The organism is Gramella sp. Hel_I_59, assembly GCF_006714895.1.
GTDB lineage: Bacteria > Bacteroidota > Bacteroidia > Flavobacteriales > Flavobacteriaceae > Christiangramia.
The window spans coordinates 2,432,864-2,446,163 of the sequence record NZ_VFME01000001.1 but is presented as its reverse complement, the minus strand read 5'-3'; the positions used below and the strand labels follow the sequence as shown (position 1 = coordinate 2,446,163).

The window sequence follows — 13,300 nt, the reverse complement described above, 5'->3', positions numbered from 1 at the left end:
ATTAGTTCTTAAAAAGATCAGCTAGTACATCCTTCATGCTATAGATACCTGTTTTGTCTTGAAGATATTCTGCAGCGACCACAGCTCCAAGGGCAAATCCCTGCCTGCTCTTGGCGGTATGTTTGATCTCGATGGTATCAATTTCAGAATCGTAGCTTACCACGTGGGTTCCTGGAACATCTTCAATTCGCTTGGCATGGATCGGGATTTTATTCTCATCTGCCGAATCTAATTGCCAGCCTTTTAATTGCTTGTTTTCATAAATGATTTGTTCAGCAAGGCTAATTGCAGTCCCGCTGGGAGCATCCAATTTCTTGGTATGGTGAATTTCCTCGATCTCTACGGAATAATCTTCCAGACCTTGCATCATTCCGGCTAATTTCCGGTTTAATTCGAAAAACACGTTTACGCCGAGACTGAAATTTGAAGCGTATATAAATGCTGAATTCTCTTCGGAACAGATCTTTGTTGCCTTTTCATAATCATCCAGCCAACCGGTAGTTCCGCTTACAACGGGTACTCCAGCTTTAAAACAAGTCGTAATATTTTTAAATGCAGCATCGGGTATACTGAAATCTATAGCAACATCTGCCTTCGTGAGATCATGTTTTTCGATACCATCGCTTACTTTCAGTACAATCTCGTGACCTCTGTTTTTCGCGATTTCTACAATGGTTTTACCCATTCTTCCGTAGCCTAAAAGAGCGATTTTCATTTAAAAATTAAAGTTTAAAGTAAGTCCGTAATTAGTTTTTCCGGTAAGTGAATTGAAATCGAAATTAGGTTGAAGCGTTAGGTCCTCATCCACATTAAATTGTCGTAAATGCGCCTCTACATTGGCATCGATGATATTCAGAATATAAACGCCAACCGTTACCAGTAATGAGATCTCTTTATTTTTTTGATAGAATTCCTGCGCGCTAATAAGTCTGTCTGTACTCACTAGAACCCTGTCTCCCTTACCATTAAATTCGTCTTCCCGACCTGCAATTCTGTTCTTATAGGCATCACGAAACCTGTTATATTCTTTATCATTATCGAGATAAAAATAGATTCCAGTAGCCAGTCCGCCGTAAGCGATAGGGATTTTCCAGTAGCTGCCATTATAAGCCTGTCCTAAACCGGGAAGTATTGCCGAGTAAAAAGCAGCCTTTGCCGGGGCAAGTGCGTTATAGGGTTCGTAATCCTTCTCTACAATTTCGGTTTCAACACCTTCCTTTGCCTGAATGCTTAAAGAGTCGGTTTGCGCCTGGATTCCTAAAAAAGAGAACAGCACTAATAATATACAAAGTAGTGATCTATTCTTCACTTTTGATCAGGTTTTTGATGCGCTCAAAATCTTCTTCCGAAGAAAACGGAATAGTTAGTTTTCCACTTCCTTTTTTGGTCACCTTCACATCTACCTTGGTTCCCAGATATTCTGAAAATTCCTTAATTCCTTTTTTATAGGTTTTTGGAACACTGGTCTTAGCAGTTGTATTGGCTGAAGTTTTCCCTTTGCCATTCAGCTCACGAACTAATTGCTCGGTTTCTCGAACCGACAATGATTTTTGTAGGATCTTCTCGTAAATATCAAGCTGTTGCTGTGTGTCATCAATATTGATAAGTGCACGGCCATGTCCCATACTAAGGAAACCATCTCTCATCCCAGTCTGGATGATAGGATCCAATTTTAAAAGCCTGAGGTAATTGGCAACTGTAGACCTGTTTTTCCCAATCCTGTCACTTAATTGTTCTTGGGTTAATTGGATCTCATCGATCAATCTCTGGTAAGAAATAGCAATTTCTATAGGATCAAGATCCTGTCTTTGTATATTTTCTACTAGCGCCATTTCCAGGGATTCCTGGTCGTTCGCGATTCGAATATAAGAAGGGATGGTTTTAAGACCTACCAGTTTTGATGCTCTAAATCTTCTTTCTCCAGATACCAGCTGGTATTTGTCAAAATCAAGTTTTCTTACCGTAATTGGCTGGATCACTCCAAGCTCCCGAATGGAAGTAGCAAGTTCCTTTAGCGAGTCTTCGTTAAAGCTGGTTCTTGGTTGAAATGGGTTAACTTCAATAGAAGATAGTTCCAGTTCAACAATATGTCCAACGAGTTTATCGGCATTTTTATCTTCTGCAGATTTTATATCATTATCAGGATCTTTGAGTAAGGCTGAAAGTCCTCTTCCCAACGCCTGTTTTCTGGTAGCCTTAGCCATTTCTATTCGTTTTTCTTAATAATTTCATGTGCCAGACTAAGGTAATTGCTGGCTCCTTTACTGGAAGCGTCATAGTTGATGATACTTTCACCATAACTTGGTGCTTCACTTAAACGAACATTTCGCTGAATGATTGTTTCGAAAACCATCTCATCAAAATGTTTTTTAACCTCATCTACCACCTGGTTAGATAAACGTAACCTTGAATCATACATAGTTAATAGCAAACCTTCAATATCGAGTTTGTTATTATGAAGTTTCTGAACGCTTTTGATAGTGTTCAGTAATTTACCCAGACCTTCGAGTGCAAAATATTCACATTGGATAGGTATGATCACAGAATCTGAAGCAGTAAGCGCATTTAGGGTAAGCAGTCCAAGAGATGGAGCACAATCTATCAGGATATAATCATACAATTCCTTCAAAGGGGTGATAGCACGTTTCAACATGCTTTCCCTGTTCTCCTGGTCTACCAATTCAATTTCTATAGCTACAAGGTCTATATGCGCCGGGATGATATCCAGGTTTGGAGAATTGGTTTTTTGAATGGCATCTTCTGCTTTTACCGAGTGCTCCAATAGTTGATAAGTTCCATTTTCCACTTCCTCAACATCTATCCCCAATCCCGATGTGGCATTGGCCTGTGGATCGGCATCAATCAATAAGATCTTTTTCTCTAAAACCCCAAGTGAAGCTGCAAGGTTTACAGATGTTGTGGTTTTACCCACTCCTCCCTTTTGGTTGGCAATAGCAATGATTTTACCCATTAATTCAGTCTGATTTTTGAAAGGTAAAAATACAATTTATTATAGGTTTAGAAAATGTATTTGTTAACAGCTTCTGAAGAATTCTTAAAATAAAAAACCGCCGTCAGGTTAATTCTGGCGGCGGTCAATTAAACAAAATTTTTCTCTATTTATTCTGCTGAAGCTTCCTCAGTTTCTGGCATTAGAACTCCCAGTAAATAATTTGAACCTAAGAATTCTTCCGCTAGTTCCTGAAGCTCTTCTGCTTCAAGATCATCAACCATTTCATTGAATTTGCTGATCTCGCTCAATTTGAAGCCTTCTTCTTCGGCTTTTCTAAGCTGTTGCATCCAGAATTGGTTTTCCTGTAATTGTTCCTTGCGCTGTACCTTAAAAGTCTCTTTCACTTTTGCAAGATCTTCTTCCGTAGGACCTTCTGTTCTTAGCTTTTCAACTTCAGCAAGAGCAGCTTTCGTAAGCTTGTCTACGTTCTCAGGTCCACATGGAAATGAAATCGAAAAGTTGTAGCTGTCATAAGGAATTTCAGACATGTTTCCACGAGCTCCAACTCCATAAACACCACCTTCTTCTTCACGTAGTTGTTCTACCAGTTTAATGGTAAGAACTTCTCCAAGTGCAGACAATGCAAGATCATCTTCTTTGTCATATTCAGTTTCACCGTTCCAGATGATGCTTACCTGACTTTTTGGATCGGAACCTTTATAGATAGTTTTAGTACGCTGCTCATCGGTTTTCTCTCTAAATACCGGCGTTTTGTATTCTTCATCAGAATTGGAAGCAGGAAGACTAGCGATATATGTGCTGGCGTATTCCTTTAATTGAGCTTCATCTACATTTCCTACGAAGAAAAATGTAAAGTCTGAAGCATCAGCAAAACGTTCCTGGTATTTCTGGTAAGCAAGATCGTAATCCATTTCGTCATACTTTTCTGGAGTAGGGAAACCTACATATCTCGTATTACCTTCATTTCTGAATTTACTCAACTCATTTTGAAAATAGAAGTTAGGATTGGACATCAGGTTACCAAGGAAATTTTTCTGCTTGGTTACAAAGGACTGGTAAGCGTCTTCATCTTTATTAAGATCTGTAAAATACAAATGGATCATTTGCATCAGGGTCTCGAAATCCTTAGGAGTAGAAGATCCATTTAAACCTTCAGAATAAGTAGATATCTGCGGATTCACATTCACGATCTTACCGCTCATCATTTTATTCATGTCATTCTTATCTAAACCTCCTACACCAGCTTCGTTAAGACCAGCATTGGCATAAACTGTAGACATATATTCGTCGTCTGAGTACAAAGAGTTTCCTCCTTCACTATATGCTGAAAACAGGATCTCGTCATTTTTGAAATCAGTTTTCTTCAGCATTATTTTAGCACCGTTGCTAAGGATCATAGTCGTAATTCCTAATTCTTCATTGACGGTTGATTCTTTTACAGAACCTTTTTCTGGCATTTCAGTAATTAGATTTTCACGAACTTCCTCATCTGCATACTTCTCGATCTCTGAGTTTTTAACGTCAGCAAGAACGGCAAGTACTTGTTCTTCAGAAATCTTTTTAACCGATTCTTTTTCTGGTCCGGTGAAAACGATGACTCTATTTTCATCGTGCAGGAAGTTGTTAATCAAACCATTGATGTTCTCCAGTTTAACGGCATCAAGATTATTCTTAGCAAATTCGTAGGTCCATTCTGTTCCAGGTATTGGTGAATCTTCCAGAAAATGACTTACGTATTGACCAATAATTCTATTGCTTTCCTGCTTGTCACGGTCTTTATAAGCTTTCTCAAGCTGGGCAAGATATTCTTTCTTAGCTCTTTCAAATTCAGCTTCGCTAAAACCATATCTTTTTACTCGCTCATTTTCTGTCACCAATGCTTTTAGAGCTTCCACTTGTGAATTCTCTCCGGCCATAGCAAAAGACTGGTAAGCGTTTTTCTTTGGGGAATAAGTTCCGCCGTAATAAGAAAAACCATAAGTAAATGGAGGAGTAGAGGAGTTGGCAAGTTCCTGCAGCCTGTTATTGATCATAGAAGAAAACATGTTTTTCTCCAGCTGTTTCTTGTAATCTGCAATTGTTACTACATCTTCCGCTTCTTCCATATCCTTATAATAGATACTAACCTGGCTAAAGTTAGCTTCAGGGTCTGATGCGATAGCTACAAAAGTTGAATCATGGTTAGGTACACCATATTCTTTACGTTCTACCGGATTTTCTCTGGCTTCAAGATTTGAGAAGTGAGATTTGATCTTTTGTTCGATAGTTTCCACATCAAGATCACCAACGGCAATTACGGCCATAAGTCCCGGACGGTACCAGTCTTTATAGTAGTTACGAATAGTTTCGTAATCTGCATTCTCGATCACATCTTTCTTTCCTATTGGAAGTCTTTCAGCGTATCTCGAATTGTACATTACCTTCGGAAGGTATTCCTGCATCATTCTCTTATCTGGACCCAGTCCAAGTCTGTATTCTTCCAATACAACTCCACGTTCGCCGTCGATAGCTTCTTCAGTAAGTAGAGCGTTATGCGCCCAGTCTTCAAGAATGGTGAATCCTTTTTCAAGTTTTTCAGCATCATCACTTGGAATAGGCAGAATATATACCGTTTCATCAAAGCTGGTGTAGGCATTAAGATCTGCTCCAAATTTAACTCCAATACTTTGCAGGTAATCTACCAGTTCATTTTTTTCAAAATTCTTGGTACCGTTAAAGTTCATGTGTTCGATAAAATGAGCAAGGCCTTGCTGATCATCGGTTTCCAGAATAGAGCCTGCTTTAAGTGCTAGGCGTAATTCTAATTTGTCTTCCGGTTTCCCATTGTTTCGGATGTAATAGGTTAGACCATTGTCAAGTTTCCCGATCTTCACATTTGGATCCATTGGGATCTTATCGGTATCACTCGTTTGAGCGAAACCAATACCAGTAAATACCAGGAACAGCATCCATAGGTTGCCTGTTAGGTTTTTTTTCATAATAATTTGAAATAGGTGTTAATTAATTGCGCACAAGATAATATTTCAAATCAATTATCACATATTAATAATACGGTAATGTCTAAAAAATAACATTGAGCTTTATAAAAAAACCGGGCTTACAAGGCCCGGTTTAAATTAAGAAGTGTACAACTACTTTCCTTTTTTAGATTTGATCATTTGTTCCAGCATGTCCCACATTTCTTCAGGAACATCTTCCAGTAAATTAAACTGTCCGGCACCTTTTAACCATTCTCCACCATCTATGGTGATCACTTCACCATTTACATATGCAGAGAAATCTGAAACAAGGTATGCGGCGAGATTGGCCAGTTCCTGGTGATCACCAACTCTCTTTAGGGGTACTTTTTTGGCCAAATCGAACTTTTCCTTCAAGTCTCCTGGCAGCAATCTGTCCCATGCGCCTTTAGTTGGAAAAGGTCCGGGGGCAATGGCGTTGGATCTAATCCCGTATTTCGCCCATTCTACTGCAAGAGATCTGGTCATGGCAAGTACACCAGCTTTTGCGGTAGCACTTGGAACTACATAAGCAGATCCAGTCCATGCATAGGTGGTAACGATATTAAGAATATTCTTGTTTTCCTGTTTTTCATCGATCCAGTGTTTTCCAAAGGCAAGCGTACAGTTCTTGCTACCTTTTAATACAATATCAATAATGGTATCAAAGGCATTGGCGCTCAAACGTTCTGTTGGTGATATAAAATTTCCAGCAGCGTTGTTCAGTAGAATATCTACAGATCCAAATTCGGCTACCGCTTTATCGCGCATAGCTTCCACCTGATCATAATGCCTCACATCACACTGCAAAGGAAGACATCTTCCGCCGGTTTGTTCTTCCAGTTCTTTTGCTACTTTCTCCAGCTTTTCCATATTTCTGGAAGTGATCGCAACGTTTGCTCCCAGTTCCAGAAAATAAGTAGTCATCGATTTTCCAAGACCACTACCACCACCGGTTACAACAATTGTTTTTCCGGCTAAAGCATCATCACGAAGCATTTTTTTCTTTAAATCCATATTTTGGTTGGTTATATGATTATTCGTCGATTAATATTTCAAGTAATTGTATCGCAGCGTCACTGATTTTGGTTCCCGGGCCAAATACTGCCACTGCTCCAGAATCGAACAGGAACTGGTAATCCTGAGATGGGATCACACCTCCAACGATGACCATAATATCATCACGTCCTAACTTCTGAAGTTCTTCGATAACCTGCGGAACAAGGGTTTTATGTCCTGCAGCCAGTGAAGATACCCCAAGAATATGAACGTCATTTTCCACGGCCTGTTGTGCTGCCTCGGCAGGAGTCTGGAACAAAGGTCCAATATCTACGTCAAATCCAAGATCAGCATATCCGGTAGCAACCACCTTCGCTCCACGATCGTGTCCATCCTGTCCCATTTTTGCAACCATGATCCTTGGTCGGCGACCGTCCATTTCAGCGAACTTATCGGCCATTTCACGAGCCTTTTTAAATGAGCTGTTGTCTTTCATTTCTTTTGAATAAACTCCGCTGAATGACTGAATCTTAGCTTTATATCTACCATAGACGCTTTCCAGCGCATCACTTATTTCACCCAAAGTAGCACGGTCACGCGCTGCTTGAACGGCAAGTTCCAGTAAGTTAGCATTTTCTTCTTTAGCGGCCCTGGTCAGCTTTTCAAGACTGTTTTTTACTTTATCTGAATCTCTCTCCGATCTTATTTTTTTTAACCTGGCGACCTGTTGTTTTCGTACGGTTTGATTGTCTACTTCCAGAGTAACCATATCATCTTCCTTATCAAGGCGATATTTGTTCACACCTATGATTACATCTGTTTCGCTGTCTATTCTCGCCTGTTTTCTGGCAGCAGCTTCTTCTATCCTCATTTTTGGAATCCCGGCTTCAATAGCTTTGGTCATCCCTCCAAGTTCTTCAACTTCTTCAATCAGTTTCCAGGCCTTGGCAGCAATCTCTTCGGTAAGCTTTTCAACATAATAACTTCCTGCCCATGGATCGACTGTCTTGGTAATATTCGTCTCCTGCTGAAGATAAAGTTGCGTATTTCGAGCTATTCTGGCGGAAAAGTCGGTTGGAAGTGCGATCGCTTCATCGAGAGCATTGGTATGTAAACTCTGGGTTCCACCAAAGGCTGCTGCCGCTGCTTCAATACAGGTTCTCGCCACGTTGTTAAACGGATCCTGCTCGGTCAAGCTCCATCCACTGGTCTGTGAATGCGTTCTTAGACTTAGCGATTTAGGATTCGTAGGATTAAATTGCTTTACAAGCTTTGCCCATAACATTCTTCCGGCGCGCATTTTGGAGATCTCCATAAAATGGTTCATTCCAATAGCCCAGAAAAATGAAAGTCTTGGCGCAAAACTGTCAATTTTCATTCCTGCATCAAGTCCTTTACGAATATATTCCAGTCCATCGGCCAGCGTATAGGCAAGCTCGATATCACAGGTAGCACCGGCTTCCTGCATATGATAACCGGAAATACTAATGCTATTGAATTTTGGCATATTTTGAGATGAATACTCAAAAATGTCTGAAATAATCTTCATGGAAGGAGTAGGAGGATAGATATAGGTATTCCTTACCATAAACTCCTTAAGTATATCATTCTGGATCGTACCAGATAATAATTCTGGTTTTACGCCCTGTTCTTCCGCAGCAACTATATAAAATGCCATGATTGGAAGAACCGCTCCGTTCATGGTCATGGAAACCGACATTTTATCCAGCGGAATCTGGTCGAAAAGGATCTTCATGTCATCGACCGAATCTATCGCAACCCCTGCTTTACCTACATCTCCAACTACACGTTCGTGATCACTGTCATAACCTCGATGCGTTGGTAAGTCAAATGCCACTGATAGTCCTTTTTGTCCTGCAGCAAGATTTCGTCTGTAAAAGGCATTGCTTTCTTCAGCGGTGGAAAAGCCGGCATATTGTCTAATCGTCCATGGCCGGCTGACATACATTGTACTATATGGTCCGCGTAAATATGGTGGAATTCCAGCAGCGAACTCGAGATGTTCTGCTTCTGAAAGGTCTTCTTTCGAGTAAGATGTTTTGATCTCAATTTCTTCGGGAGTCTCAAAGGTCTCCGCGCTTATTTTCTTTGCTGAAGATAGATCTTTATCGTTTAAGCTTATATGTTGAAGGTCTTTACGTGACATCGTTCCTAATTTTGAGAGTTTTCTGCAGAAGTTTCCTTTTCCAGTCGTTTTTGCTCCATCGCTTCACTTAATCTTCTTTCCAGGACTGGCTGTAAAAGCGTTTTTCTTGGATTCTGCTTTAAAAAAGGGAACAACTCAAGATCGTCTTTCATCCTGTCTTCAGGGTTTTCGAACTTGTTGGTTCCAATAAGGATTAATTCTCCAGAATCAAATTTATTTTGTTCTTCTTTTGCACTTTCCCTGATCTTTTTTTGAATAATTCCTTCTTTTAGTTCCTTTAGAAAACCGCCGCCTTTTTCGATATCCTTAAATATCTGTAAAGCTTTTTCAGCAATCTGGCGGGTGATAGTTTCTATATAATAAGTCCCTTCAGCAACATTTCCTACTTTTCCAAAATAGCTTTCATGTCTCATTACCAGCAATTGATTGCGGGCAATGCGGTCACCAAACTCGTTATTCTTATGGTAAATTGCATCGTAAGGCATATTGCAAATGCTGTCTGCACCGCCAAGGATCGCACTCATACTTTCAGTGGTGGTTCGAAGTAGGTTGACATTAAAGTCGTATAATGTTTTAGTGCGTTTTGTTGGTTCAGCAACAATATGACAATCTTTATGGAACCCGAACTCTGGCGCAATGGTGGCGAAAAGCCAGCGTAATGCTCTTATTTTCGAAATTTCGAAGAAATAATCTGATCCTACCGAAACGTAAAACTGAATTTTAAAACTCGCCTTCTTTTCCGAATCCAGTCCTTCAAAATGATGTAGATATTCTGAAACCTGGGCAAGTGAATACGCAAGTTGCTGCGGAATATTTGCCCCTGCATTTTGATATAATCCCAGGTCTATGCTCAAAACTGAAGCAAAGCCTGAACTTTTCTGTATAATTTTTTTTAATTCTGAATGATCAGATTTCAGGTTATCAAACCAGTTTCCAGATCGGGCCAGGTTGCCTATAATATCATTACGCAGGTAAACCTTTCGATTAGTCTTACTAATTTCCGTATCCAGCTTCAGTATGAATTCTGAATTCAAGAATTCGCATTGCAGGTAAACCTGAACTTCTACTGGTATCGACTTCAGAATTTCTACGAAATCGATTTCTTCAGAAGCTAAAATGAACCATAAAGATTCAGTTCCCTTCTGTATTTTTTCCTGGGCTTTATTTACTGCGGAAGCTTCAGAAGTGATATAGATCTTTTCACAGATATTCCAGTGAGCCGGATTAGGGATCGAAAGACTTTCTGAAATATCTTCCGAAGAATAGAAGGGTTTTATATCAATGCCGTGGAGAGTCTTGGTAACCAGTTTCTCATTATAATCGGCACCTTTAAGATCTGCCTGGATCTTTTGTTTCCATTGCTTTGCAGAAACATTTTCAAATTCCTGAAATAACAATTGCTTCATGATTTTAAATTTTTGGCGGGCGAGATCAATCTATAGTATCGTACTCGATAATATAAATATCTTCATTGGGTCTTTTCATATAGTACTTCTGGCGTGCAAAACGTTCGAGTTGCACCGAATCCTGAAGATCTTCAATGATTGCCTTGTCTTTCGCGATCTCTTCCTGATAATAGCTCTTATTACTTTGTAGTTCTTCTATTTCCACATCCAGTTCGTGATGTATGAACCAGGAATTGGTATCCAGAAAGAACATCCAGCCTATGAAAATAATGCTTATCAGTACATATTTGTTACTGATAAACCGGAACCATCGTTTTTTACGCAGGTCTTTTAATTTCATAGTTTTTAAAGATACAAAATTAGCTTAAGCGATCTTTGATAATAGTCTGAACGATGTCAACAGCCACCGTATTGTAGCGATTCGTAGGAATGATGATATCGGCAAATTCTTTAGTAGGTTCTATAAACTGCTGATGCATTGGTTTTAAAGTCGTCTGGTATCTCCAGAGCACTTCTTCAAGATCACGACCGCGATCTGCAATGTCACGTTTTAAACGCCGAATCAACCGCTCATCACTATCTGCATGAACGTAGATCTTAATGTCAAAAAGATCACGAATTTCAGGATGAGTAAGGATAAGAATACCTTCAACGATTACTACTTTGCGAGGGTGTATCTCTACAAACTCTCCGGTTCTGTTGTGTTCCTTAAAAGAATAAACTGGTTGCTGAATGTTATGACCAGCGCGTAACTGTCTTAAATGCTCTGCCAGAAGATCGAAATCAATGGATTTGGGATGGTCAAAATTTATCTTTTTACGCTCTTCAAAAGTAAGATGAGTCGTATCCTGGTAGTAAGAATCCTGGGAGATCACATCTACCTCTTCATGTTTTAACTCATCGATGATTTGATTTACAACCGTAGTCTTACCACTCCCGGTACCACCGGCGATCCCAATAATTAGCATGTTTCTAGAATTTTTGCAAAGGTAATATTACTTTTTAAAAATCTTCGGAAAGTGCAGCCTGGCTTTCGAAATAAAAAAAACCGACTTGTAAAAGTCGGTTTTGAAATTAGTGATGGTTTCTTATTCAGCGCTTTCCTTGACAGCAGCTACTTCTTCAACCGTCACCATATCGTCTATATTGTTGCTCCAGGAGTTCATGACGTAGTTCATTGCATCTGCAACTTCCTGGTCGCTTAAGCCCATTGGAGTCATCACATTGTCATATTTCTCGCCATTCACTTCAATAGGACCTTTCATTCCATATTTAACACCGCGAATGCTTTCTTCACGCTTTTCTGTAAGCCAGTTGGAGCCATCGAGTGGAGGGTAAGTTCCGGCGATTCCTTTCCCGTTTGGTAAGTGACAAGTCACACAAAGATCTGAATAAATACCTTTTCCTCTTTTGATACTTGCAGTTAGCGGCGTTTGTTCGCTGGACTTTTCCGAAGAAGGAATTACGTAAGATTCATCTTCGGTTTCATTTTCTTTTTTATCAGATTTACAAGCCACCATCGCGGCCAATCCAAATACGAAAAGTAGTTTCTTCATGTGATTATTTGTTGGTTAATTTTGCAATTCCTTTTCCTTCAATGGCAACATAAATATCTCCATCTGGTCCCTGTCTTACGTCGCGCATACGTCCCGCACCATCAATAAGTTTGGTTCTTTTAGTGATCTTTTTACCATCAAGTTCAAGTAGTTCAAGATATTGAAATTTTAGAGATCCTACTAAAAGGTTGCCTTTCAATTCTGGAAATTTTTCTGAAGTTACATAAGCGAATCCGCTAGGAGCAATAGAAGGTAACCAGTAGAAAATAGGATCTTTCATTCCCGGTTTGCTGCGTTCGTCAGTAATTGGTGTCCCGCTATAATTTTCACCATAAGTCACTACAGGCCAACCATAATTAGCGCCTTTCTCTACCACGTTGATCTCGTCTCCACCTTTTGGTCCATGCTCATGTACCCAGATCTCTCCGGTTTCAGGATTAAGGATCATTCCCTGCGGATTCCTATGTCCGTAAGAATAGATCGCTTCAACTGCATTCTCTTCACCAACGAAAGGATTGTCTGATGGAATTGAACCATCGTCATTTAATCTATAAACTTTCCCGTTATCACGAGAGATATCCTGTGGGTTTACATCTCGCTCACCTCTTTCACCAGCACTAAAGAACAGGTAACCGTTTTTATCAAAAGCTATCCTGGAACCGAAATGCTGACCTTTGGTAGTATTCGGAGTGGCCTTATAAAGCACCTCTTTAGAAGTTAGTTTGTTACCATTAAGTTTCGCCCGCATAATGGCAGTATTCCCTCCATCTGCACTTCCTTCCGGGGAAGCATAGGATAAATAGATCCAGCCATTGGATTCATATTCTGGGTGAAGCACCACATCAAGCAAACCTCCCTGACCGCGATCATAAACTTCTGGACCTCCGGAAATCTTAATCTTTTCACCATTTTTAAAATGAATGATATCACCATTTTTTTCAGTGATCAGCATGCTCTTATCTGGCATAAATGTAAAACCCCATGGAATATCCAGCCCTTCAACTACCATTTCAAATCCATATGCATTTGAAACTCCAGCTTCAATAGGATCTGGAACTTGTTGGTTTTCTTCGGAAGTATCTCCGGGTACCGCAACAGGATCTTCAGTATTTTCTGAAAGATCGTTTCCAGAATTCGAATCAGCACAGGCATAAACTGAAAGTAAAATACCAATGGATGCAATATACTTTTTCATATTTCTT

Annotated in this window: 11 protein-coding genes and 1 pseudogene; all 12 read right to left on the bottom strand. The window is 39.8% G+C overall.

What is annotated here, in order from left to right:
* Position 1 precedes the first annotated feature (1 nt).
* Entirely contained in the window at positions 2–715 is a 714-nt protein-coding gene (dapB, locus tag JM79_RS11285) for a 4-hydroxy-tetrahydrodipicolinate reductase (protein WP_141878244.1), read from the bottom strand.
* Positions 716–1,309 carry a DUF5683 domain-containing protein gene (locus JM79_RS11280; RefSeq protein WP_141878243.1) on the bottom strand — a complete coding sequence of 198 codons (594 nt, stop codon included), beginning with the start codon at positions 1,307–1,309 and terminating at the stop codon, positions 716–718. It abuts the gene before it with no gap.
* Positions 1,299–2,204: a ParB/RepB/Spo0J family partition protein gene (locus tag JM79_RS11275; RefSeq protein ID WP_141878242.1), complete on the bottom strand. Its 906-nt coding sequence runs from the start codon at positions 2,202–2,204 to the stop codon at positions 1,299–1,301. The genes JM79_RS11280 and JM79_RS11275 overlap by 11 nt, the downstream gene beginning before the upstream one ends.
* Positions 2,205–2,206: 2 nt before the next feature.
* On the bottom strand, positions 2,207–2,971 hold the full coding sequence (locus tag JM79_RS11270; protein ID WP_141878241.1) for an AAA family ATPase: 765 nt from the start codon (positions 2,969–2,971) through the stop codon (positions 2,207–2,209).
* A gap of 149 nt (positions 2,972–3,120) precedes the next feature.
* Entirely contained in the window at positions 3,121–5,952 is a 2,832-nt protein-coding gene (locus JM79_RS11265; protein WP_141878240.1) for an insulinase family protein, read from the bottom strand.
* Between the two features lie 153 nt (positions 5,953–6,105).
* Positions 6,106–6,987 (bottom strand): SDR family oxidoreductase, encoded by an 882-nt coding sequence (locus JM79_RS11260; protein WP_141878239.1) that lies wholly within the window; start codon positions 6,985–6,987, stop codon positions 6,106–6,108.
* 19 nt (positions 6,988–7,006) lie between these two features.
* Positions 7,007–9,136 carry a methylmalonyl-CoA mutase gene (gene scpA, locus JM79_RS11255; protein ID WP_141878238.1) on the bottom strand — a complete coding sequence of 710 codons (2,130 nt, stop codon included), beginning with the start codon at positions 9,134–9,136 and terminating at the stop codon, positions 7,007–7,009.
* 5 nt (positions 9,137–9,141) lie between these two features.
* The gene (locus JM79_RS11250) at positions 9,142–10,542 is read right to left on the bottom strand and encodes a methylmalonyl-CoA mutase subunit beta (RefSeq protein WP_141878237.1); all 1,401 of its coding nucleotides are present in this window, start codon (positions 10,540–10,542) and stop codon (positions 9,142–9,144) included.
* 25 nt (positions 10,543–10,567) lie between these two features.
* Positions 10,568–10,882 carry a septum formation initiator family protein gene (locus JM79_RS11245; RefSeq protein ID WP_141878236.1) on the bottom strand — a complete coding sequence of 105 codons (315 nt, stop codon included), beginning with the start codon at positions 10,880–10,882 and terminating at the stop codon, positions 10,568–10,570.
* A gap of 19 nt (positions 10,883–10,901) precedes the next feature.
* A pseudogene (gene udk / locus JM79_RS11240) lies at positions 10,902–11,522 on the bottom strand (uridine kinase); the annotation flags it as partial.
* Between the two features lie 108 nt (positions 11,523–11,630).
* Positions 11,631–12,098 (bottom strand): cytochrome c, encoded by a 468-nt coding sequence (locus JM79_RS11235; protein WP_141878234.1) that lies wholly within the window; start codon positions 12,096–12,098, stop codon positions 11,631–11,633.
* 4 nt (positions 12,099–12,102) lie between these two features.
* On the bottom strand, positions 12,103–13,293 hold the full coding sequence (locus JM79_RS11230) for a PQQ-dependent sugar dehydrogenase (protein WP_141878233.1): 1,191 nt from the start codon (positions 13,291–13,293) through the stop codon (positions 12,103–12,105).
* Positions 13,294–13,300 lie beyond the last annotated feature (7 nt).